Below are 26,547 nucleotides of genomic sequence, written 5' to 3' on the forward strand. Positions count from 1 at the left end.
GGTCTGATTGGCCCGCCTTGATTAATTCCGCAGATACTCCGGTGCACCTCCACGTGTCCACACCACGACAACTCGTTGATGCTCGGCTCCTCCCTGCAAGGTTTTACGCACCGTCGACGACAGCGACGACGGGCGCAACAGCTGCGATGCCCCCGCCGCCTGCGCACCCGTGATCTCTCCCCGAAACCGTTCCCGAACCCCGAACAGGAACCCGAACCATGCTTGTGAACGTATCCGGCGAGCTGCTCCCCACCAGTGACGTCGTCCGGGACTGGCGAAATACGGTGAGGCTCCTGCAGGACCGCGGCCTCTCCGAAGGCGAACGAGTGGCCTTGTCCGCGGACAACAGCGGCGACCTCGCCGTCACCCTGATCGCGCTCATGGAGCTGGGCGTCTCGATCGCACTGATCGACCGTGGGCTCGCCCAGGCAGAGTGCGCAGACCTCGTGAGTGAATCCGGTGCGGACTGGTTCATCTCCGATCACCCCCACCTCGACGGCCCCTTCGACCGAGTCGAGGCCAACTGGCTCAACCTGGACACCCTCGCGGCCGAGCGTTCGGTGTACGGCGATGCGGACCACGGCGAGGCCGCCGAACGACCGGAGTACGGCTTCCCGCGCTGGGCCGAACGACAGGACGGCCTGATCGTGTGGACCTCCGGCAGTAGCGGCCGCCCGAAGGGCGTGGTCCGCACGGGGGCATCGGTGCTGCGCAATATCGACGCAACTCAGGCTCGAATGGGATACGACGAGCGGGACGTCCTGCTGCCGCTGCTTCCGTTCACGCATCAGTACGGTCTGTCCCTGCTGATGTTGTGGTGGAAGGCCGGATGCACGCTCGCCGTCGTCCCCAGCAAACGCATCGACCATGCACTCGACACGATCAAGCGGCATCGGGTGACCGTGGTCGACACGGTTCCCGCCTCATACGAGCTGATGCTGCGGCTGATCAACTCACGCAGACTGCCGAAAAATGACATCGCCTCAGTGCGCATGTGGTGTGTCGGAGGCGAACCACTTCGCGACAGTCTGCGCACGCGGTTCGCAGAGCAGATCGGCTCACCCCTGCTCGACGGTTACGGCAGCAGCGAGGCAGGCAACATCGCACTCGCCGGCCCCGATGCCCCCGCGCATTGCGGACCTCCACTGGACGGTGTCGCGGTGGAGATCCGCGACCACTCGGGGCATCCCGTCGACCCCGGTGAGATCGGCGAAGTGGTCGTGCACACACCGGATCTCATGCACGGGGTGCTCGAGCTCGACGGCGACATCCGGCCGGCGGACGCGTCCCCACTGCACACGGAGGACATCGGATTCGTCGACGAGCACGGAAATCTCTGTGTTCTGGGGAGGAAGAACGCCGTGCACCGGTTCGGGCACACCCTGTACCCGGACGCCATTGCGGCCAAGGCGGCCGCCGCAGGCGTTCCGGTCTCCGTGGTGCCGGTGGAGGACGCGAACGAATCCGCACAGTTGGTATTCCTTGTCGAGGACCCGGGGCGCCGTACATCCGCGCACTGGAGACGGGCGCTGTCTGTCGTCCTGGCCGAACACGAGCGGCCCGATCGCATCGTCGTACTCGACGAGTTCCAGCAACTGGGCAACGGTAAGGTCGACCGGCGCACGATGCATCAGATCGCGGCCTCGGCCGTCGCGATGGACGGGGTCAAGGGAGTCATCCCGGTCAAGCGGGACCCGGCGGGCGCCTCCGAAACGGCGAGGCCCTCGGTCATTCCCTTTCCCGACCGGCTCGAGAACCTGGACGCCGTGGCCGGAGCTCTGCGCGAGCGGCGCGGTGAGCTCCTCGCGGTTCTCACCGAGGTGTGCGACTACAAGACCGCCTACGGCGAGATCGACGCGTCCATCGCCGCTCTCGAAGGTGCGGCCGCGGAGGTGACCCGGTTCGAGCCGGGTCCAGTGGACCAGATCGCCGTGCTCATGCCGTCGAACATTCCGCTCTACAGCTACGTCCTGTACCTGCTCATCCCCAGCCTTTACAGCCGCCGAGTCGTCTTCCGCCCATCGCGCCGTATTTCCGACCAGACCCGTAAGCTGCACGAACTCCTGTCGGGATTGCACGGACTTCCGATCGTGCTCGACGAGAACGACCAGCGTACGTTCATGGCCGAGGAGGGCGCCGCCTCGAACGTACTGGTGTTCACCGGTACCTACGGCAATGCCGAGAAGATCCGCGCCAAACTCCGTAGCGACCAGTTGCTGCTCTACTTCGGGCAGGGCGTCAATCCGTTCATCGTCGCCGCGGACGCCGACCTGCAGTCGGCAGTGGACGGCCTTATCAGAGCGCGCATGCTGAACTCGGGGCAGGACTGCTTCGGCCCGGACGTGGTCTACGTCGACGCGGCGGTGGGCGCGCAGTTCTGCAACCTGTTGTGCCGCCGCGTGGAGAAGTTGCGCTACGGGACTTTCGACGACCCGAACGCCGACTACGGCGCAATGTTCTACCTCGACGCGTTCGACGCCTCGCTCGAGTTCCTGAGCAAGAACCGGGACTATCTAGCAGTGGGAGGTCAGGCGAACTTCGCGGACAACCATCTGCGTCCTACCGTGCTGATCCAACCCGCCAACCAGACCATGAAGCCACCCGAACTGTTCGCGCCGATCTTCAACGTGGTGCCGTTCACCTCGCTGGCCTGGCTTCACGAGGCCGTCATGCACCCGTACTTCGAGGAGCGGTCCCTGGCTGCCACCGTGTACGGCACACTGCCCGAGACGGTCGAGATGCTCGGGACCAGGCACGTCGTGACCGTGAACGAGACGATCATCGACGTGGAGAACGGCAACCTGCCTTTCGGCGGCACCGGTATCCGCGCGAACTACGCTGCCATCGGCAAGAAGCGATATGCACAGCCACTGTTGATCAGTAAGGCCGTCGCGGACCATCTCACCAAACCCGCCGCCGATTCCGGCGCCGCGACCACAGAGCGGATCGCATGATGCCCGCTGCCACGACAACTGTGCGGGGCTGCTGGAACGCCGTCGTCAGCGTGCTCGCGCAATCCGGGGTTCGCGCAGCCTTCGGCCTGCCTGCCGATGACCTCGACCTGCTCGCAGCGGTCGCGGACTCCGACATCGACCTGACGGTCTGCCGCGACCAGCGCAACGCCGCGTTCATGGCCACCGGCTACGCCATCGCGTCCGGCCGGCCGGGGGTGTTGCTGACCGGCAAGGGCCCCGCGCTCACGAACACCGTGACCGGCCTGCTCGAGGCTCAATACTCGGCCGCACCGGTGCTGTTGATATCCGCCGGGACAGCGGTCGAACACCGCGGCGGTGGTGCGTTCCAGGAGCTTGACCAGCTCTCGGTCGTCGCGCCGTTGACCAAGTGGGCGGCCAGGGTGGACCATCCCGACCGGCTGGTGCCGATGTTGCGACGCGCCGTGCTCGCGGCGACGAGCGGCACACCGGGCCCCGTCTACCTCGAGGTGCCCGATCACCTGCTGACCGACGAGATCCCGCTTACGGTCGATACGACCGTGGTCGAGCGCCCCGCGACGGTGACCGTGGCGGCCGACTCGGCCGCCTCGTCGTCACTGCGCCGGGCACGCCGTCCACTGCTGCTCGTCGGGGGCGGAATGCGGCACCGTAACGCGAACCGGCTGGTGGAGACGTTCGCCGAGACCTACGGCGCGGCCGTCGCGTGCACCGCGAGCGGGCGCGGCACCGTCGACGAATCCTGTGACCTGTTCGTCGGCCTCTCCGGGCTGTACCTGCCACCACAGGCTGCTCCACTACTGGCCGAAGTGGACTGTGTGATCGCGCTCGGGAGCAGGCTGGAGGAAACCGCGACCTACGACTGGCCCGCGTCCTTCGGCCGTGAAACACCCGTCGTCCAGGTGAATGTGGAGGCCACCGAGTTCGCGACGGGCTTCGCGGGGCCGAAGATCCTCGCCGACGGAGGCGCCCTGCTCGCCGCCTGGCTGGCGACCGCGGAGCCCGGATCCCGTACCGCGTGGACCGATCGCGTACGCGAAGTTCATCAGCAACTGCGCACCGATCACGCGGACGAATTGGCGCGACTGCGGAAGGCCCCTGACCTGCACGTCGCCGAAGTGCTCACGACCGTGGACGAGGTCGTACCGGCCGACCGGATCCTGGTGCAGGAGAACGGGCTCCAGGACATGTGGTCGTATCGATTCCCGTTCTACGCCTGCGACGGAACCGGAAGCTCGGTGGTCCCGTCTGAACAGACGGCTCTGGGTTTCGGAGCCGCCGCAGCGATCGGGGTACGGCATGCCGCAGGCGGCCGCCCGGTCGTCGCACTCGTCGGTGACGGAGCGTTCGACCTGGCCGCTGCCGACATGCCGACTGCGGTGAACTGCGGCGGACTGCTCTACGTCGTGCTGCGCAACGGCGGTTACGGCTGGCTTCAGTCGCAACTCGACGGGCGCTCCGATCCGGTCCCCGGATTCACGTTCGTCGACCCGGCTGCGCGAGAGCGGCGAGGCCCTGAGCTTGCAGGACTGCGCCAGTTCACCGTCGAGGACACGGCGCAGCTGTCCGAAGTGGTCGGCCGGGCGTGGGCGTACTGCGCCGAGGGCGGTGTCGCCGTGCTGAACGTGCCGGTGCGGATGGACGACGCCCTGTTCGGCTCCGACGTCGCCGGCGGCGACTTTCCGGTGGTGTCAACCGCTGCCGGCGCCGCATCTGTTGGAAGGGACTGACACGACATGAAGACACGGCGTGGGAACGAACGTCGAGTGGTGATCACCGGATGGGGCGCCGTCACCCCGCTCGGACCGAACGTCGCCGAGACGTGGGAGGCGCTCATCACCGGTACCAGCGGTATCGGGCCCGTTACGTGCGTCGACGCGTCCGACCTTCCGACGAGTATCGCTGGTGAGGTGAAGGGATTCGACGCGGCGAAGTACCTGTCGCACAAACAACTCCGGCGGATGGACCCGTACTCGCGATACGCGTTCGCGGCCGCCGACGAAGCGCTGACCTCGGCCAAGTTCGAGCTCGACGAAGACAGGTCACCGCGTACGGGCGTACTGATCGGCAGCGGCTACGGCGCGATGTCCTCCATCAACGATCACGTCCTCACCTTGGAGAACAAGGGACCGCGCCGGGTGAGCCCACACGCCCCGGTGATGGGCGCGATCGACAGTGCTGCCCTGGAAATCAGCCTCCACTACGGAATCACCGGACCGAGCCGCGCCATGAGCAGCGCGTGCGCCTCGGGAGCTGATGCGATCGGTGAGGCTGCTCGCTGGATCCGGCACGGCATGGTCGACACCGCTGTCGCCGGCGGAGCGGAACACATCATCACCCGGGTCGATCTGTCGGCGAGCGGGAACGCCAAGGCGCTCTCCCGCCGGATGGATGCGCCGACGGAGGCGTCCCGGCCGTTCGACACGGACCGTGACGGATTCGTCATGAGCGCCGGATCCGCGGTTCTCGTCCTCGAGACCGAAGAAGCCGCGGTCGCCCGTGGCGCCCCGATTCTGGCTGAACTCGCCGGTTACGCGTCGACCTCGGACGCCCATCACATCACCGCCCCGCATCCCGAAGGGCGCGGTGTGCGAGCGGCCATGCGGGGAGCGCTCGCCGACGCGGGCCTGAACGCGACCGACGTGGACTACGTCAACGCACACGGGACGAGCACACCGCTCAACGATCCCGCCGAGGTGGAATCCCTGCACGCGGTGCTCGGCGGACACGCCGGGGCGATCCCTGTGAGCTCCACCAAGTCGATGACCGGGCACATGATCGGCGCAGCAGGGGCGATCGAGGCTGTCGTGAGTGGAATGGCGATCCAGAGCGGCATCGTCCCGCCCACGATCAACTGCCACGACCCGATCGACACCTCGATCAACTTCGTCGCTCACGAGGCGCAACAACACCACATCGACGTCGTGATGAGCAATTCGTTCGGCTTCGGCGGGCACAACGCGGTACTCGTTCTGCGCAGGTGGGAAGGCTGAGCACGTACATGGCCGACAGCGCTGGTTCGGGGAAGCAGGAATACATGCGGGAGGGCGAGTCCACCGTGCAACGCCGCCGATTGTCCACGGCACAGTCGGGTATCTGGTACGCCCAACAGCTGAACCCCGACAACCCGATCGTGATCTCGGAGTATCTGGAGATTCACGGTGACATCGACGCTGCCCTCTTCGCTGAAGCCTTGCGCCGCACGGTCGACGAGGCCGAGACCACTCAGGTCCGGTTCGTCGCCGACGAGGCGGGAGTGTGGCAGTACCCCGAAGCCGAAACGCACCTGCACGTAGTCGACGTCTCCGATGCCGCTGACCCGATGGCAGATGCACTCACGTGGATGGAAGCGGACCTGTACCGCGAGTTCGATTACACCGGCGCTCCGCTGTCTGTTGACGCACTGTTCCGGATCGAGCCCGGGAAACACGTCTACTACCAGCGCAATCATCACTTGATCGGCGACGGAGCGAGCGGCCGCATCTTCACCGACCGGCTCGCCGAGATCTATACGGCGCTCGCGACCGGCACCGAGTATCGCGAGGCGTACTTCGCGTCGCTGGACGAGTGCCTGGCGGAGGAGGAGAAGTACCGCTCGTCTCCCGCGTTCGAACGCGACCGCGAGTACTGGTCGGCCCGGCTCGAGGATTCCCCACCGCCGGTCGGGCTTACCGCGTCCACCGAGCAAGCCAGCGCGAAACCGGTGCGCGCCTCAACGACCGTGGGGTCCGGATTGATGGCCCCGCTACGCGAGTTGTCGCGGGAGACGGCCACGACCTGGTCGATGGGCCTGGTCGCGGCCGCAGCGGCGTACCTGCACCTGAAGACCGGGGCACCTACCGTTCCGATCGGTTTCCCCGTGATGGCCCGCAAGAGCAAGCTACTGCGGCAGACACCGGTCATGACGAGCAACATCCTGCCGCTGGTTCCCGAGCTCGACCCCTCGGCGAGTTTCGCCGAGCTCCTGCGGCACACCACCGCTGAGGCGCGAGAGCTGCTCAAACACCAGCAGTACCGGCAGGAGGACATCCTGCGCGACCTCGGCCGCACCCGTGGGGCTGGTCAGCTCGCAGGACTGGTGGTGAACGTGATGCCGTTCGACTACAACGTCACGTTCGCCGGGCACCCGGTCACTGCGCACAACCTGTCGAACGGTGTGATCGACGACATCGCGATCAACGCCTACGACCGATTGGACGGCGAGGAGGTACTCCTCGAGTTCAACGGCAACTCCAACCTCTACTCGAGCGGCGAGATCCAGAGCCATCTCGACGACTTCATGCAGCTGTTCGAGCGGCTCGTGGCCGACCCTGAGCGTGCACTCGGTCGACTCGACCTCATCGGCGAGGCCGAGCGGAAGCTGGTGCTGGGGACGTGGAACGACACGACGCGGCCCTTGCCCGGCCCCGAAACGCTGACGGATCTACTCGATGCGCAAGCGAGGCGCAGTCCGGATGCGGTGGCGGTGATCGAAGGCGAGCGGCAGCTGTCCTATGCCGACCTGCATGCCCGAGCGGACCACCTGGCTGCGCAGTTGCGCACGGCGGGCGCCGGCCCCGACCGCGTGGTGGGGGTGCTGTTGCCACGGTCCGCCGATCTGGTGGTGACTCTGCTCGCCGTGCTCGAATCGGGCGCCGCCTACCTGCCCCTGGAATCCCACCTGCCCGACGACCGGTTGGCGTTGATGCTGCACGACGCCGCCGTCTGCTGCGTCGTCACCACCACCGCGCTCGCCGGACGACTCCCCGACGACGTCCCCGCTCTACGACTGGACGCCCTGCCCACCGAACCGCCGCCGGTGTTTGAGCCGGTTGCCCGGCCTGGTCCGGACAACCTCGCCTATGTCATTTACACCTCCGGCTCCACCGGAACCCCCAAAGGTGTCGGTGTCCCCCACCGGGGCATCGCCAACCGGCTGCAGTGGATGCAGGCCGAGTACCAGCTCACCGGCACCGACCGCGTGTTGCAGAAGACTCCGTACGGCTTCGACGTGTCGGTATGGGAGTTCTTCTGGCCACTCATCACGGGTGCAAGCGTCGTGGTGGCCAAGCCCGATGGTCACACCGATCCTGCCTACCTCATCAGCGAGATCGTCGCCCGCGGCGTCACCACAGTGCACTTCGTCCCGTCCATGCTGGACGCTCTGCTCGCCCACCCCGCCGCCGGGCAGTGCGGCACCACGCTGCGCCACATCATGTGCAGCGGTGAGGCCCTCCCAGGAACCACGATGGAAAAGTGCCTGTCCGTCATCGGAGCGCCGCTGTACAACCTGTACGGCCCGACCGAGGCGTCCGTCGATGTCACCGCTTGGACTGCCCGGCCCGGCCACAATCGCGTCCCCATCGGCAGTCCCATCTGGAACACCCGCACCTACATCCTCGACGCCCGCCTCATGCCGGTCCCGCCCGGTGTCACCGGCGAGATCTACCTCGCCGGTACCCAGCTCGCCCGCGGCTATCTCGCCAGGCCCGGGCTGTCGGCGGAGCGGTTCACCGCCGACCCCTACGGGCCGGCCGGCACCCGCATGTACCGCACCGGCGACCTCGGCCACTGGAACGACAACGGCACCATCACATACCTGGGCCGCACGGACCATCAGGTGAAGATCCGCGGGCAACGGGTGGAACTGGGCGAGATCGAGGCCGTCCTCGCCCGGCACCCGAGCGTGCAGCGGATCGCCGTCGTCGTCCGCGAAGACCGGCCCGGCGACCAACGACTCACCGCATACGTCGTACCCCATGCCGATACGGGTTCCGAGAGCCTCACGGAGGCGCTGCGGGCTCACTCGGAGGCGCAGCTGCCCGGCTACATGACGCCCGGGACGTTCATCACACTCGACGCGCTCCCCCTCACCACCAACGGAAAACTCGACCACGCAGCCCTGCCCACCCCCGGCCACACGGCCACCGGCCGCGAACCGTGCACGCGGACCGAGCAGCTGCTCGCCTCACTTTTCGGCGAGGTACTCGGGGTCGCGGACATCGGTGCGGACGACGACTTCTTCGCCCTCGGTGGACACTCGTTGCTGGCCACCAAGCTGGTCGGGCACCTGCGTTCCGTAGCGGGCGTCGACGTGCCGATGCGAGCCGTCTTCGACGCGCCCACGGTTGCCGAACTGGCCGCTCACGTCGACGTTCACGGGGCCGGCGGCACCGGCCTTCCCAGCATCACCGCCCGCGAACGACCGGAACTCGTCCCGTCGTCGTTCGCCCAGCAGAGGCTGTGGTTCCTGAACCGGCTCGACGAAGCGGGCGGGCTCTACAACATCCCCATCCCGCTGCGCCTTCGCGGGACGCTCGATCGGGATGCACTGTTCACGGCGCTCGGCGATGTCCTCGCCCGACACGAACCGCTGCGGACCGTGTTCGACGAGGACGACGCCGTGGTCGGCGGGCTTCGGCAGATCCCGCTTCGCGCTGAGGAGGCGCGACGTCGCCTCCTCGACTCGGTGGAGACCGAGCTCTGCGGGGAGAGCGCCCTTCCCGAGCGGCTCGTCGACGCCGCGAACCACCGGTTCGACCTCGCGACCGAATTGCCGATCCGCCCGTCGTTGTTAGAGTTGGGGCCCACCGAGCACGTCCTGCTCCTCGTGGTGCACCACATCGCCGGCGACGGCTGGTCGCTCGCGCCCCTGCTGACGGACCTACGCGACTCCTATCGCGCCCGGCTGGCCGGCAGCGCCCCTGACCTCGACGAGCCGGCGGTGGAGTACGCGGATTTCGCCGTGTGGCAGCGCGAGTCGCTCGGCGACGTGGATACTCCGGGCAGCGTGCTCGCACACCAAGCCGAGTTCTGGCGTGCCGAGCTCGCAGGACTACCCGATGTCTTGTCGTTGCCCACCGACCACCCCCGTCCGGCGATCGCCACCTATCGCGGCGGACGGGTCCCGTTCACACTGTCCGAAGAGGACTATGCGGGAATCGCCGCGCTGGCGAGAACGAGTCGGGCAAGCGTGTTCATGGTGTTGCAGGCCGCGATCGGCGCGATGCTGACCCGCCTCGGCGTGGGTACCGATGTCCCGCTGGGAACGGTCGTCGCGGGACGACACGACGAGGCACTCGACACGTTGGTGGGCTCGTTCGTCAACACGCTCGTGCTGCGCACCGACACGTCGGGAAACCCCACCTTCACGGAGCTGCTCAACCGGGTCCGGCGCACCGACCTGGCGGCGTTCAGCAATCAGGACATGCCGTTCGAACGGTTGGTGGACCTTCTCAACCCGGAACGCTCGCTCGCTCGGCACCCGCTGTTTCAGGTGTTGCTGGTCCTGCAGAACACCCCACAGCCCGAGCTGGACCTGCCCGGCCTCGACGTCGAACCGGAGGATCTGCCCGCCACGGTGTCGAAGTTCGACCTGTGGTTCGACCTGCGTGAGACGTTCGACGACCAGGGCGAGGCATGCGGACTGACCGGTGAGATCGAGTACGCGGCCGACCTGTTCGAGCCGCGAACCGTGCGGCTGCTGGGGGAACGACTCGTGCGCCTGCTGCGCGACGTCGTCGCCGCCCCCGACACACGGCTGGCCCACACGGACATCCTGTCCTCATCCGAGCGGGAGCGCGTACTCGTCGAGTGGAACGACACCGACACCGAGCGGGTGCACCCCACGCTCGTCGACGTTCTCGAGGCAGTAGGACCGGACCAGTTCGGTGATGCCACGGCCGTCGTTTGCGGCCCCGAATCCCTCACTTACGCCGATCTGCACGGCCGGGCCAACCGGCTGGCCCGGCTGCTCGTCGCACGCGGAGCGGGGCCGGACGCTCTCGTCGCGGTCTCGTTGCCGCGTACCCCGGACCTGGTCGTGGCACTCCTCGCTGTGTTGAAGGCCGGAGCCGCCTACCTTCCCGTCGACCCGGGTTATCCGGCCGAACGCATCGACTTCATGCTCAGCGACGCCGCTCCGACATGCCTGCTCACTGACAAGGCCACGGCGGCGGCGCTGCCGTCGACCGATGTGCCGACACTTCGGCTCGACGATGAACCGCTCCGCGCCGAGTCCGCCGGTTACTCCGACCGCCGACTGACCGATGGGGAGCGGCCCGCGCCGGGCGGCGAGAACCTGGCCTACGTCATCTACACCTCCGGATCGACCGGGCGCCCGAAGGGCGTGGCCGTGTCGCACCGGTCGGCCGCCGATCTGGTGTGCTGGGCCACGGAGCGGTTCGGAGCGGACCGGCTCTCGTCGGTTCTGCTGGCCACGTCGATGAACTTCGACGTGTCGGTGTTCGAGTTGTTCTCCCCGCTGGCCGTCGGCGGCCGAGTGGACATCACCGACAATCTGCCCGCGCTGCTCGACCGAGGCGGGTGGTCCGGAAGCCTCGTCAGCGGGGTGCCGTCGGTGTTCGCCCAGACACTCGACGCCGGAGTCGACCTGAGTGCCAGGACAGTCGTGCTCGCGGGCGAAGGGCTTCCTGCCCAGGTGTTCAACCAAGTCCGCCGCGCGTTGCCGAACGCCGAGATACACAACATCTACGGGCCGACCGAGGCCACTGTCTACTGCCTCGGCTGGCAGGCCCCGGACGGCGCGGTGCTGGACCGTTCCGCACTCACCGGCACCCCTCTGGCCAACACCAGGGCGTACGTGCTGGACGCCGATCTACGGCCGGTGCCACCGGGAGTGCCCGGGGAGCTATACATCGCCGGGCTCGGCCTCGCTCGGGGTTACCTGCGCCGGCCCGGCCTGACCTCGGAGCGATTCGTCGCCGACCCGTACGGCCCCGTCGGTTCGCGGATGTACCGCACGGGGGACCTGGCGCGGTGGACCGAGTCCGGCAACATCGATTACCTCGGCCGATCGGACCATCAGGTCAAGGTTCGGGGTTTCCGGATCGAACTCGGCGAGATCGAGGCTGTGCTCGCCCGGCACGAGGACGTCGAGGGGGCCGCTGTCACGGTGCAGGACGACCGGCTCGGCGACCAGCAACTCGTGGCGTACGTGGTTCCGGCGAAGGGCGCCGTACTGGACCGCGCCGCGCTGCAGGAGTTCGCCGGCACCTGGCTGGCGCGTTACCTCGTGCCGTCGGTGTTCGTCGTACTCGACGAATTCCCGTTGAACGCCAACGGAAAACTCGATCGCAACGCGTTGCCGGTCCCGGAGGACACCGCGGCGGCCAGTGCGGGACGTGACCCCGCAACGCCGGTCGAGGAAACGCTGTGTGCGGTGTTCGCCGACGTTCTCGCCATCGACACCGTAGGCCCGGACGACGGGTTCTTCTCCCTCGGCGGGCACTCCCTGCTCGCGACCCGGCTGATCGGGCGTATCCGCACCGCGCTCGGCGTCGAACTACCCATCAAGACCGTGTTCACCGAACCCACTCCGGCGGCACTCGCACGAGTCGTCGAAACGGGTAGCCGCACCAGCCGTCGCGGCGTGGAGCCAGGGCCGAGACCGGAACGGGTGCCGTTGTCGTTCGCCCAGCAGCGCCTGTGGTTCCTGAACCGCTTGGAATCACCGGCAGGGCTCTACAACCTGCCACTCATGCTGCGGTTGTCCGGCGCACTCGACGTCGCGGCGTTGCGCGCCGCGTTCGGTGACGTGCTGGAGCGGCACGAGTCGCTACGTACCGTGCTCCCGGACGTGGACGGCACGCCGTACCAGCAGATTCTCCCGCCGGACCAGGCCGACGACGCCTTCGACGAGGTGTTCGTCGTCGAGCCCGTCCGGCAGGAAGCCGACCACCTCGGCGAAACGCTGGACGAGCTGGCGACCCTCCGGTTCGACCTGGCGACGAGCCTGCCCTTGAAGGTGTCGGTGCTCCACGTGTCGCCCACCGAGCACGTTCTGGTGGTCGTGCTGCACCACAGTGCCGCAGACGGCTGGTCGTTCACCCCGTTCCTTGACGACCTGAGCCGCGCGTACCGGGCGCGCACCGAGGGCGGCAGTCCCGGGTTCGATCCGCTGTCGGTGCAGTACGCCGACTACGCGATCTGGCAACGGGAGTTGCTCGACGCCGAGAGCGACGACAACAGCCTCGCCACGGAACAGCTACGGTACTGGCACGAACGACTGACCGGAATCCCCGACGTCGTGACCTTCCCCGCTGACCGGAGCAGGCCCGCCGTAGCATCGCACCGGGGCGAGTCGGTGTCGTGGCGGCTCGACCCCGAGCTGCACGCCGGCATCGTGCAGCTCGCCCGGCACCACGGTGCGAGCGTGTTCATGGTGCTGCATGCGGCGCTCGCGGCGTTGCTGACCCGGCTCGGGTCGGGCACCGACATCGTCGTCGGAACCGGCGTGGCCGGGCGCACGGACCCCGCGCTCGAGGAGCTCGTCGGGTTCTTCATCAACACACTCGTGCTGCGCACCGACACCTCGGGCGATCCACGGTTCGCCGACCTGCTCGAGCGTGTCCGCGACGACGATCTGACTGCGTTCTCACACCAGGACCTGCCGTTCGACCGGCTGGTCGAGATCGTCGAGCCCGACCGTTCGCTGGCCCGGCACCCGTTGTTCCAGGTCATGCTGGCTCTGCAGAACACGCCCCAACCGGACCTGGACCTGCCGGGCATCACACCGTCCGTTGTGGACCGCCGGGTGAACGCCGTGAAGTTCGACCTGTTCCTCGACCTCGCCGAGCGGCACACCGATGACGGGGCGCCGGCCGGGATCGACGGCACCGTCGAGTTCGCCGTGGACCTGTTCGACGCCGGCACGGTTCGATCGGCGCTCGACAAGCTGGCCGCGCTGCTGGCTGCCGTGGTGCACGATCCGCACGCCCGGATCTCGGCTGTCGACGTGCTCGGGAAACACGACCGCGCTCGGGTCGTGTCGGAGTGGAACAGCACCGGGGACGCTGTCACGGGCCGTTCGGTGGTCGAGGTGTTCGCGGAGCGAGCGGCCGAGTCCCCGAACGCCGAAGCCGTCGTGTCCGACGCAGGGACGCTGAGCTATGCCAGGCTGGATGAGGAATCCGGCCGCTGGGCCGCCCGACTGGTGGAAGCGGGCATCCGTCCGGAAACACCGGTGGCGCTGCTCATGGACCGCTCGACGGACCTGGTCGTGGCGATCCTCGCGATATTGAAGGCAGGCGGCTGGTACGTGCCGCTCCACGACGCGTACCCGGTCGAGCGGTTGAACTTCATCCTCGAGGACACCGACGCACCCCTGTTGCTCACCGACCGGCAATCGCTGCCCACGGGCCTGCGCACACCGGAACGTGTCCTGCGCACCACCGAACGGCCTGCTCAGGAGCCGCTCGCCGCTGCCCGGTGTCTGCCCGCACACCTGGCTTACGCGATGTACACCTCCGGCTCGACCGGGACTCCGAAGGGAGTCGCGGTCAGCCAGCAGAACATCGTCGCGTTGGCCCGCGACGCCTCGTTCGCACGTGGCCACGACCGGGTGCTGGTGCACTCCTCACACGCCTTCGACGCCTCCACCTACGAAATGTGGGCGCCTCTGCTCGGCGGCGGTACGGTGGTCCTGGCGCCTCCGGGCGAGGTCGACATCGCTACACTGAGCCGTGCACTCGCCGACCACGACGTGAGCTCGGTGTTCCTCACGACCGGCTTGTTCCGGGCCGTGGCGGCGGAGGCCCCGGAATGTCTCGCAGGCCTCCGCGAGGTCTGGACCGGTGGTGAAGTCGTGCCGGTCACCGCGGTGGAACGTGTCCGTGCACACTGCCCGGATCTGACGGTCGTCGACGTGTACGGACCCACCGAAACGACCACGTTCGCGACGCGCTGGTATCTGCGGCCGGACGAGGAGATTCCCGAGCCGCTGCCGATCGGAACGCCGATGGACGGCACCCGGGCCTACGTGCTCGATGAGCGGTTGTGCCCGGTCCCGCCGGGGGTGCCCGGTGAGTTGTACCTGGCCGGGGACGGGCTGGCCCGCGGCTATCTCGATCGGCCGGGTCCCACTGCCGAACGGTTCGTGGCCGACCCGTTCGGTGCCTACGGCAGGCGGTTGTATCGCACCGGCGACGTCGTCCGCTGGACCAACGGTGGACAACTCGAGTTCGTCGGACGCGTCGATTCCCAGGTCAAGCTCCGGGGCTTCCGCATCGAACTCAGCGAGATCGAAGCGGCTCTGGCCGAACAGCCCGGCGTCGAACAGGCCACCGTCATCGTGCGGGAGGATCGCCCCGGCGAGAAACGTCTCGTCGCCTACGTCACCCCGGTCCGTGCCGCGGACGACGGCTCTCTCCGAACCGCGCTGGCCGAGACGCTACCGACGTACATGGTGCCCGCGGCATTCCTCGGCCTCACACACCTTCCGCTGACCCCGAACGGGAAACTCGACCGCTCGGCGCTACCGGCACCCGAGTTCGGTACGGCAGCCACCGGACTCGCGCCTCGCACCGGTAAGGAAGAAACCCTGTGTGCGGTGTTCGCCGAGGTGCTGGGCCTCGACAAGGTCGGAGTCGAGGATGGCTTCTTCGACCTCGGCGGTGACAGCATCGTCTCCATCCGGCTGGTGAGCCGAGCTCGCAAGGCGGGGCTGGTGTTCACTCCACGGGACGTCTTCGAGCACTCGAGCGTCGCAGCGCTGGCGCTGGTCGCCGAGGAACTGGGGGAACAGCCCACGGCACCGGCCGACGACGGTATCGGCGAGCTGTCGCCGACACCGGTCATGCACTGGTTCCTCGACGCCGGTGGGCCGATCGACACGTTCAATCAGTCGACGCTGTTCAACACCCCCGCCGGCTTGACGACCGAGCATCTCCTGTCCGCGGTGCAGGCGGTGCTCGACCACCACGACATGCTGCGGTTACGCCTCGAGCCCGGCACAGCCTCGTTGATCATCCCCGAGCGCAGGGCGGTATCCGCGGCCGGCTGCGTACGGAGAGTCGACGTACCGAGTGTGGAGGGCGACACGTTCGCCGCCCTCAAGTCCGACCACGCGGACCAGGCGCGGCTACGACTGTCGCCGGGCGAGGGCCGGATGATCGAGTTCGTCTGGTTCACCCCCGGCGACGACCATGCGGGCCGGTTGCTCGTCGTCGCGCACCACCTCGTGATCGATGGTGTGTCGTGGCGCATCCTCGCCGAGGACCTCGCGGCCGCGGCCGACGCCGCGGCCGCGGGAGAGACGCCTGCGCCGGCTCCCGTCCCGACGTCGTTCCGGCATTGGTCCCGGCTGCTGGGCGAGCTCGCCCAGCAGCCGGGCTGGACCGAACACGCATCGTTCTGGTCAGAGGTCGCCGGCGCCGACGACGCGGTACTCGGTGCCCGCCCGCTCGACCCGGCGCGGGACACTCTCGACAGAGCCGAGGCCGTGACGGTCGAGGTACCGATCGAGGAGACCACCGAACTGCTGACGTCGGTGCCGGCCGCATTCCACGCGAGTGTCAACGACGTGCTACTCACCGCCCTGTCCGTCGCACTAGGACAGTGGCGCCGGCGGTGGAACCCGAATGCCGACACATCGGTTCTGATCACGGTCGAGGGGCACGGACGCGAACAGATCGCCGCGGGGGTCGACCTGTCCCGCACCATCGGTTGGTTCACCAGCGTCTATCCCGTCCGGCTCGACCCGAAGGACACCAGGCTGGCGCCGGACGCGTTGACCGCCGCACTGAAACGGGTGAAGGAGCAGCTTCGGGAGGTCCCGGAGAAGGGCATCAGCTACGGGATGCTGCGCTACCTCAACCCCGAGGTGGGACCGCTGCTGGCAGGGACGGCGCCGCAGATCGCCTTCAACTACCTCGGCCGGTTCACCACCTCGGCGACCGACGAAGCGCGGCCCTGGACGTCCACGTCGGAAACCGAGTTGCACACCGCGGTCGGGGACGGCGCACTGCCGTTCGGCCACGCGATCGAGATCAACGCGGTCACCGAGGACACCCCGCAGGGTCCCGTACTGTCGGCGACCCTGTCCTGGCCCCGGGAACTGTTCGCCGATCCCGATGTCGAAGACCTCGGGAAAGCCTGGGTGGCCGCGTTGCGATCGCTGGCCGGAACACCCGAGAACACCGTGACAGGCGGGCTCACCCCGTCGGATGTGTCGCTGGTCGAACTGGGCCAGGAGCACATCGATCTGATCGAGCTCGAAGAATTCGAGGAAGACGACTTCTCCGACGAGGAGTGGAGCGAGTGAAGGCACAGAACATGAAGAAGCGATCTCTCGTCGAGGACATCCTGCCGCTCACCTCGCTCCAAGAGGGCTTTCTCTTCCACGCGCTGTACGACCGCGACGCCTTGGACGTCTACACGGTGCAGTTCATGGTCGAGTTGCACGGTGCGGTCGACGTCGACGCGCTCCGTGCCGCCGCGGAAGCGCTGGTCCAGCGGCACGCCAACCTCCGCGTGGCGTTCCGACACCGGGGCCTCGACAACCCGGTCCAAGTGGTGCGCACACAGTTTCGGGTGCCGTGGCGGCAACTCGACCTGCGTGAACTATCCGCTGAGGCGGCCGAGTCGGACTACGCCGCCATGGCCGACGCGGAACGGGTCCGGCGTTTCGACCTCGGTAAAGCGCCGCTGCTGCGGGTCGTGCTGGCGAGCCTGCCGAACGACTCTCACCGGCTGCTGCTCACGCTCCACCACATCCTCATCGACGGCTGGTCCATGCCGGTGCTGTTGGACGAGCTGTTCACGCTGTACGAAAGCCGGGGCGAGGACGCCGTACTGCCCAGGCTCACCCCCTACCGCGACTACCTCGCGTGGCTGCGCCGACAGGACACAGCCGGCGCACTCGCGGCCTTCGGCGAGGCATTGTCCGGTGTGGACGAACCTTCGCTCGTGGCCGCCGGTGCCCGCAGTGACGAACTCGGCGTTCCCGACAGCGTCACGGTCACGCTTTCCGAAGACCTGACTGCTCGACTGTCGGCGACGGCCAAAGCCCACAACTGGACGATGAACACCATCGCCCAGACCGCCTGGGGGATCGCGCTCGGGCGTTGGCTCGGCCGCCGGGACGTACTGTTCGGGGGCACGGTGTCCGGCCGCCCACCCGAGCTGCCCGGCGTGGAGCGGATGGTGGGGCTGCTCATCAACACACTGCCCGTGCGGGTGTCGTGGTCGCCCGAGGACCGGCTGGAGACGGTGTTGAGCTCGGTGCAGGCTCGCCAATCGGCGCTCATGGCGCACCAGCATGTCGGGCTCGCCGAAGTACAACACCAGACCGGAATCGGTGAATTGTTCGACACCACGACGGTGTTCGAGAACTTCCCCGTGGACGTCAGCCGTGCTCCCGAGCTGTCCGGCGGTGTGCGGATCACCGACGTCGACGCCAGGGACGCCACCCACTACGCAATCAGCATGGTCGGCATACCCGGTGATGAACTCACGTTCCGCCTCGACTACCGATCCGACGTCGTCGACAGGGCCACGGTCACCGGACTCGGCGATTGGCTGCACGCCATCGTCCGCCGCATCGCCGACGAGCCGGGCGTGCCGCTCGCCCGGCTCGACCTGTTGGACGCCGACACCCGGCGCACACTCCTGGTCGACCGGAACGCCACCGACCGCCCTCGGCCCGCACACACGCTCACCGAGTTGCTCGAACAGCAGGCGACGCGAACCCCCGATGCACCCGCGGTCGTCGACGGCGCCCGCGAATGGGACTACGCCACCCTGCACGCGGAGGCGAACCGCATAGCGCGGCTGCTGGTCGCCCACGGCGCGGCCACGGAGTCGCTGGTAGCGGTGGCGCTCCCACGTGGTGCCGAACTCGTGGCCACGCTGCTGGCGACGCTCAAGACCGGCGCGGCGTACCTGCCGCTGGACCCGACGCTGCCGTCGGCCCGTCTCGACGACATGGTCCGCGAAGCAGCCCCGGTGTGCCTGGTCACGACGACCGCACTCGCAGGAGAACTGCCCGCGGGACTCGCTCGGGTCCTGCTGGACTCGCCGGACGTGCGAACCGCACTCGCCGCGTTCCCCGACACCCCACTTTCCACTTCGGACCGTCACGGCCCACCACGGCCGGAGCAGGCTGCGTACGTGATCTACACCTCGGGCTCGACCGGGAAACCGAAGGGCACCCTGGTCGAACATCGGGCAGCGGTCAACTACCTGCTCTGGGCGACCGAGACCTATCCCGCGACCGCCGAGAGCGTGCTGCTGCATTCACCGGTGTCGTTCGATCTGACCGTGACGGGCCTGTACGCGCCCTTGATCTCCGGTGGAACCGTACATCTGGCGCCCTTGGAGGAAGACGGTCTCGATCAGGCGGGCCGCACTGCACGCGACGGGTTCGCCTTCCTCAAGGGCACCCCGAGTCACCTCGCGGTGCTCGACGTGCTGAGCGACGACTACTCGCCGAAGACCGAACTCGTCCTCGGTGGTGAACCGCTGCCCGGCAAGCAGCTCGACGTCTGGCGCTCTCGACACCCGAACGCACGAGTGATCAACGAGTACGGGCCCACCGAAACCACCGTGGGCTGTACCTGGCTGGCCGTCGAACCGGGCGAGTCGATCCCGCCGGGGGTGTTGTCCATCGGCCGACCCATCGACAACACCAGGGTCTACGTCCTCGACGCGACGCTGTTGCCGGTGCCGCCCGGCGTCGTGGGTGAGCTCTACATCGCGGGTGACAATGTCGCACGTGGGTATCTCGCCCGCCCCGGGTTGACGGCCGGTCGCTTCGTCGCCGACCCGTTCGGCCCTGAGGGCACCCGCATGTACCGGACAGGTGACCTGGTCCGCTGGGCCGACGGCGGTGACCTGGAGTTCGCGGGCCGAGTGGACGACCAGGTGAAGATCCACGGCTACCGAATCGAACTGGGCGAGATCGAGTCCGTGCTCGCCGCGGTCACCGAGGTCGGCCAGGTCGCCGTGGTCGCCCGGGAAGACATTCCGGGTGACACCCGACTGGTCGCCTACGTGGTCCCCGCCGAGGACACCGAGGTCGACACCACAGCCCTGCGTGCACACGCCTCGGCCGTACTTCCCGACTACATGGTGCCCTCGGCGGTGGTCGCCCTCGATGCGCTTCCGTTGACCGGGAACGGCAAGCTGGACAAGCGGGCCCTGCCCGCCCCACGATCCGGCTCCGGCACGCCGGAAGCCCGACGCGCGCCGCGCACCCAGACCGAAAGCCTCCTCGCGGTGGCATTCGCGGAGGTGCTCGGGGCCGACGGTGTCGGCCCGGACGACGACTTCTTCGACCTCGGCGGCCACTCGCTGCTGGCCACCAGGCTGATCAGCAAGCTACGCGCGACATTGGATGCCGAGATCGCCATCCGCTGGGTGTTCGAGTCCCCGACCCCGGCCGGGCTTGCCCGCCGCATCGAATCGGCACACAGTGCCCGCCCGGCGGTCCGGCCGATGCCGCGCCCCGACGTGCTGCCGCCGTCGTTCGCGCAGCAGCGATTGTGGTTTCTGAACAAGCTCGCCGAGACCGGCGACTCCTACCATGTGCCGTTCGCATTGCGGCTCACCGGCGATCTCGACGTGGAGGCACTGCGCCGCGCTCTCGGCGACGTTGTCGCCCGCCACGAATCATTGCGCACCGTGTTCGGTGAGATCGACGGACAACCGTGCCAGCTCGTCCGGTCCGCCGAGGCGGCGAGCCTGCAGGTCGCCGACGGCACCCGCGTGGTCGAGGCCGACGAGGACGATCTGCCCGGCCGGATCGCCGACGAGGTCGCCCGCCCGTTCGATCTGTCGGAGGATCTGCCGATCCGGACACGCATCCTGACGTTGGCCGACGACGAACACGTCCTGCTGGTGGTGCTGCATCACATCGCCGCCGACGGCTGGTCGCTCGCGCCGCTGCTGCGTGATCTGGAGTCGTCCTACCGCGACCGGCATGCCGGACGGGCCCCTCGACTGCCGGCACTACCGATCCAGTACGCGGACTACGCCCTGTGGCAGCGGGAGCTGCTCGGTTCCCCCGACGACGCCGACAGTGTCGCCGGACAGCAGGTGGAGTTCTGGCGTGAACAGCTGCGGGGTGCTCCCGAAGTGCTCACCCTGCCGACCGACCGGCCCCGGCCGCCGGTCGCCTCCTACCGAGTGGGGGAGACGACGCTGCGGATCCCGTCCGCCGTGCACGAGCGGTTGGCCGACGTCGCCCGCACCCACCACGTGAGCCCCTTCATGGTGCTGCAGGCCGCGATCGCGACCCTGCTCGCCCGTCACGGCGCGGGCACCGACATTCCACTCGGCACAGCCGTCGCAGGGCGCACCGACGAGCAGCTCGACGATCTCGTCGGATTCTTCGTCAACACGCTCGTGCTGCGCACCGACGTCTCCGGGGACCCCACCTTCGCCGAGTTGCTGACGCGGGTTCGCCAATCCGACCTGGCCGCCTACGCCCACCAGGACGTGCCGTTCGAGCAACTGGTCGACGTGCTCAACCCCCGGCGTTCCCTGGCGTGGCACCCGTTGTTCCAGGTCATGCTGGTGCTGCAGAACACTCCTGAACCAGAGCTGGACCTACCCGGCATCGACGTCGACATCGAGGAGACCGAGAACAACGCCGCCAAATTCGACCTTCTGTTCGATCTCGAAGAGAAGAGCGACCCCGCGGGCCGGCCTGCGGGCATCAACGGTGCCGTGTACTTCGCCCGCGATCTCTTCGACGACGCAACCGTACGTGCGCTTACAGGGCGGCTCGTCCGGTTGCTCGACGCGCTCCTCACCGACCCCGCGAGGCGCATCGGAACGGTGGACGTGCTCGACGCTGCAGAGCGTGACCTCGTGCTCGGCACCTGGAACGACACGGCGGCTCCTACTCCCGAAGGCTCGTTGGTCTCCCTGCTCGACGCGCAGGCAGACCGGACACCCGACCGAGCAGCGATCGCCCACGGCGGCACGGTCCTGACCTACGCGGAGCTGCATGCGCGGGCCGGCCGGCTCGCGCACGTGCTCACCGCCCGCGGTGCCGGGCCCGAAACCCTCGTCGCCGTCGCCCTTCCACGTACCCCCGACCTGGTGGTCGCGCTACTCGCGGTGCTCAAGACCGGTGCCGGCTACCTGCCGCTCGACCCCGGCCACCCCGCCGAGCGACTGGCGTTCATGCTCGCCGACGCCGACCCGGTGTGCGTACTGTCCGACAGCGCGAGCGCCATGACGCTGCCGAGTCCGGACCATCCCGTGCTGCTGATCGACGAGCACGGCCCTGCCGACGGGAACGGTGGCTGCGGGCCGGCACCGACGGATGTCACGGTGCATCCGGACAGCATCGCGTACGTGATCTACACGTCCGGCTCAACCGGCCACCCAAAGGGAGTGGCGGTCTCCCACGCATCGGTCGTGAACCTCATGACCTGGGCAGCCGGCCACTTCTGTCCGGAGGAACTGGCGTCGGTGCTGCTGTCGACGTCGGTCAACTTCGACGTGTCGGTGTTCGAACTGTTCGCCCCACTGACCTCCGGCGGAACGGTCGAGCTGGTGGACGACCTCCCCGCACTGCTCGACAGGGGCGGCTTCACCGGTGGACTGCTCAGTGGCGTGCCCTCGGTCCTGGCGTCCGTCCTCGACGCCGGAGCGGACCTCGACGTGGCGCGGGTCGTGCTGGCCGGTGAAGGTCTGCCCGCACGCATCTTCAACCAGGTCCGTACCGCAATACCCGGCGCAGCCGTCGACAACATCTACGGCCCCACGGAGGCGACCGTCTACTGCCTGGCCTGGTCCGGAGCAGGCAGCGAAACCCTGGACGCCCCGGCCCCCACCGGGAAGCCGCTCCCGAACACCCGGGTCTATGTGCTGGACGAGCAACTGAACCCGGTGCCGCCCGGAGTCGCCGGTGAACTGTATGTCGGAGGAAAGGGGCTCGCACGGGGCTACGTGAACCGCCCGGGCCTGAGCGCCGAACGTTTCGTGGCCGATCCTTTCGGTGCGCCCGGTGCACGCCTGTACCGCACCGGCGACCTGGTGCGGTGGACCGGCGCAGGCGATATCACCTATCTCGGTCGGGCAGACGACCAGGTGAAGATCCGTGGCTTTCGGATCGAACTCGGTGAGGTCGAAGCGGCCCTGTCACGACACCCCGATGTCGACGGTTCCGCCGTCGTAGTCCGCACCGACCCTCGGGGCGACGCGCAGCTGGCCGGCTACGTCGTTCCCGGACGCGAAGACGTGGACCTCGGCGCACTGCGTTCCCACCTCGCAGCGTCGCTGCCTACGCACATGGTGCCGACCACACTGACCGTGCTCGACGAGTTCCCGCTCAACGCCAACGGAAAGCTCGATCGTCGCGCCCTGCCCGCCCCTCGCTTCGGCGGGACCGGCGACACCGCGCCAACCGAGCCCCGCACCGCCGCCGAAAAGGCGATGTGCCGAGTGTTCGCCGAGGTACTGGGTGTCGGCCCGGTCGGTCCGGACGACAACTTCTTCGAACTGGGCGGTCATTCACTGCTGGCCACCCGGCTCGTCAGCCGCATTCGCACCGAACTCGACACGGAACTGCCCGTGCGGGCGGTGTTCACCGAGCCGAGCCCGGCGGGCCTGGCTCGAGCCATCGACGGTGCCGGCGCTGCTCGTGGCGCGGTGACCAAGCGAGACCGGCCCGAACTGGTTCCGGCCTCGCCCGGCCAACGCCGGTTGTGGTTCCTCAACCAGCTGGATGTTGCCGGCGACGTGTACAACATCCCGGTCGCGCTGCGGCTCTCCGGTGAACTCGACTCCCGGGCACTGACCGCCGCACTGGCCGACGTGGTCATCCGCCACGAAAGCCTGCGCACAGTATTCGCCGAGCACGACGGACTCGCGCACCAACGGGTCCTGGATCCGGGAGCGGCCACCTCGCTACTCGCCCGGTCCACCACGGTCGTGCAGCACGCCGAACAGGACGTGCCTGCCGCGGTGCGACGGGCGTCGGCCTGCCCGTTCGACCTGGCCACCGAGCTGCCACTGAAGGTGTGGCTGTTCGAGGTCGACGCCGACGAGCACGTGCTGTTGCTGGTGTTGCACCACATTGCGGCCGACGGCTGGTCGCTCGGCCCGCTGCTGCGCGACCTGGGCATCGCCTATTCCGCCCGGATCGCCGGCCGGGAGCCCGAGTACCCGCCGCTGCCCGTGCAGTACGCCGACTACACGCTGTGGCAGCGCGACCTGCTCGGCAGCGACGAACCCGGCACGCCCAGCGAGTATCTGGAATTCTGGCGTAGTCGGCTCACCGGACTGCCCGATGCCATCGAACTGCCCACCGACCGACCCCGCCCCGCGGTCGCGAGTCACCAGGCCGGCATGTCGGAACTGCAACTGGATCCCGAGCTGCACGCCCGGTTGCTCGAGCTGGCCAGATCCGAGAACGCCAGCGTATTCATGGTGTTGCACGCGGCGCTCACCGTCCTGCTGACCCGGCTCGGCGCGGGCACGGACATCGTCGTCGGTACCGGTGTGGCCGGCCGCACCGACGCGGCGCTGGAAGATCTGGTGGGGTTCTTCGTCAACACACTCGTGTTGCGCACCGACACCTCCGGCGACCCGTCGTTCGCCGAGCTGCTGCAACAGGTCCGCCACGACGATCTGACCGCCTTCGCTCACCAGGAGTTCCCGTTCGACCAGCTGGTCGAGGTCCTCAATCCGGACCGGTCACTGGCCCGGCATCCGCTGTGCCAGGTCATGCTGACGGTGCAGAACACGCCGCAGCCCGAGTTGGCACTGCCTGACCTGGTCGCCTCCGTGGTCGACAGCGGCGTGGGGGCGGCGAAGTTCGACCTGTCGTTCGGGTTGACCGAAACGTTCACACGCGACGGGGCCCCCGCCGGGATCGACGGCGTCCTCGTCTATGCCACCGACCTGTTCGATCCCGCCACCGCGGAGCGGATGCTGACCTTGTTCGGCAGGCTGCTCGACGTCGTCACGGCCGACCCTGCCGCCACCCTCGGCGAGATCGATCTGCTGTCGGGTTCCGACCACGACCGCATTCTGCGCGAGTGGAACACGACGGCGAAGGCCGTGACGGGACGGTCGATGGTGGAGGTGTTCGCCGAGCACGTCGCGTCGCGGCCCGATGCCGAAGCGATCGTCGCCCACGACCGCACGCTCAGCTACGCCGAGTTGGACGAGGCCTCCGGCCGGTGGGCGGCTCGCTTGGTCGACGCCGGAGTGCGCCCGGAAACTCCGGTGGCGCTGCTCATGGACCGCTCGGCCGACTTGCTCGTCGCCGTGCTCGGCGTGATCAAGGCCGGTGCCTGGTACGTGCCGCTGCACGACGCCTATCCGCTGGAAAGGCTCAACTTCATACTCGACGACACCCGTGCCCCCGTTCTGATCACCGACCGGCAGTCGCTACCCGACGGCCTGCACGTACCGGGGCGGGTGCTGCGCACCACCGACCCCCTCGACAACGAACCGCTCACGATCGATTGTCGGCCCGCACAAGCGGCCTATGCGATGTACACCTCCGGCTCCACCGGAACACCCAAGGGAGTCCTGGTCAGCCAGGAGAACATCGTGGCTTTCGTTCTCGACTCCTCGTTCGCTCGTCACCACGAGCGGGTCCTGGTGAACTCCTCGCACGCCTTCGACGCCTCCACCTACGAGATGTGGGCGCCCTTACTCGGCGGCGGCACGGCGGTGCTGGCACCTCCCGGCGAACTCGATCTGACGACCTTGAACCGCCTGATCACCGAGCACGGCCTGAAGTCGCTGTTCTTGACGACCGGGCTCTTCCGGGCGGTTGCGGCCGAAGCGCCGGAAGCGTTGACGGGGCTGCGTGAGGTCTGGACCGGTGGGGAGGTCGTGCCGCCCGCCGCGGCTGAGCGTCTCCGCGCCCACTGTCCGGACCTGACCATCGTCGACGTCTACGGACCCACCGAGGCCACGGCGTACGCGACCAGGTGGTATCTGCGCCCCACCGACAGCATTCGGCGGCCACTGCCGATCGGAACACCCATGGACGGCACCCGCGCCTACGTGCTCGACGAACGGCTACGCCCGGTACCCCCAGGCGTTCCCGGGGAGCTCTACCTCGCCGGCGACGGACTCGCCCGCGGCTATCTCAACCAGCCCGGACTCACTGCCTCACGGTTCGTGGCCGACCCGTTCGGCGAGCACGGCGGGCGGCTCTACCGCACGGGGGACGTCGTCCGGTGGACCACCGACGGACAGCTCGAGTATGTCGGCCGCACCGACTCGCAGATCAAACTCCGCGGCTTCCGCATCGAACTCGGCGAGATCGAAACGGCACTGGCCGAACAATCCGGCGTCGAGCAGGCCACCGTCATCCTGCGTGAGGACGGTCCCGGCGAGAAGCGTCTGGTCGCCTATGTCACCCCGGCCACAGCGGCAGACGACGTCGCCGCGCTCCGCACCGCGCTGGCCGCAAAGATCCCGGGGTACATGGTGCCCACAGCGTTCGTCGGGATGTCCCAGATCCCGACGACTCCCAGCGGCAAACTCGACCGGCCGGCGCTTCCGGCTCCCGAGCGCGAGGTGGGCACCGGTGGGCACGCGCGGACCACCGCCGAGCAGGTCCTCTCCGAGGTGTTCGCGAGCGTGCTGCGGATCGATCACGTAGGTGTCACCGATGACTTCTTCGACCTCGGCGGCGACAGCATCATCTCCATCCAGCTGGTCAGCCGGGCCAGGGCGGCGGGTCTGGAGTTCGGGCCTCGGGACGTGTTCGAGCACCGCACCGTGCGCGGACTCGCCGACATCGCCCGCCCGCTCTCCGAGTCCCACACCACGCCGGCCGATGACGGGATAGGACAGGTACCGCTCACCCCGATCATGGCCTGGCTGCAGGCTGCCGGAG

General features: G+C 68.2%; 4 protein-coding genes and 1 pseudogene. All 5 read left to right on the forward strand.

The genetic code is table 11. The annotated features are described in order from the left end of the window. Positions 1-218 precede the first annotated feature (218 nt). Positions 219-2,954 carry an aldehyde dehydrogenase family protein gene (locus LY13_RS12400; protein ID WP_301298855.1) on the forward strand — a complete coding sequence of 912 codons (2,736 nt, stop codon included), beginning with the start codon at positions 219-221 and terminating at the stop codon, positions 2,952-2,954. After that, entirely contained in the window at positions 2,954-4,681 is a 1,728-nt protein-coding gene (locus LY13_RS12405; protein ID WP_253828545.1) for a thiamine pyrophosphate-binding protein, read from the forward strand. The genes LY13_RS12400 and LY13_RS12405 overlap by 1 nt, the downstream gene beginning before the upstream one ends. Before the next feature lie 36 nt (positions 4,682-4,717). After that, positions 4,718-5,944, forward strand: coding sequence for a beta-ketoacyl-ACP synthase II (gene fabF / locus LY13_RS12410; RefSeq protein ID WP_253828546.1), 1,227 nt, complete (start codon positions 4,718-4,720; stop codon positions 5,942-5,944). Between the two features lie 8 nt (positions 5,945-5,952). Beyond that, the gene (locus LY13_RS12415) at positions 5,953-16,992 is read left to right on the forward strand and encodes a non-ribosomal peptide synthetase (RefSeq protein ID WP_253828547.1); all 11,040 of its coding nucleotides are present in this window, start codon (positions 5,953-5,955) and stop codon (positions 16,990-16,992) included. 11 nt (positions 16,993-17,003) lie between these two features. Then, positions 17,004-26,435 (forward strand): annotated as a pseudogene (locus LY13_RS12420) (non-ribosomal peptide synthetase); the annotation flags it as partial. Positions 26,436-26,547: the final 112 nt, after the last annotated feature.

The organism is Prauserella aidingensis, from assembly GCF_024171865.1.
GTDB lineage: Bacteria > Actinomycetota > Actinomycetes > Mycobacteriales > Pseudonocardiaceae > Prauserella > Prauserella aidingensis.

Bases quoted from the DNA above. Each gene is read 5' to 3' on its own strand.
- LY13_RS12400 (WP_301298855.1), top strand. From the start codon at position 219: ATGCTTGTGAACGTATCCGGCGAGCTGCTCCCCACCAGTGACGTCGTC.
- LY13_RS12415 (WP_253828547.1), top strand. From the start codon at position 5,953: ATGGCCGACAGCGCTGGTTCGGGGAAGCAGGAATACATGCGGGAGGGC.
- LY13_RS12405 (WP_253828545.1), top strand. From the start codon at position 2,954: ATGCCCGCTGCCACGACAACTGTGCGGGGCTGCTGGAACGCCGTCGTC.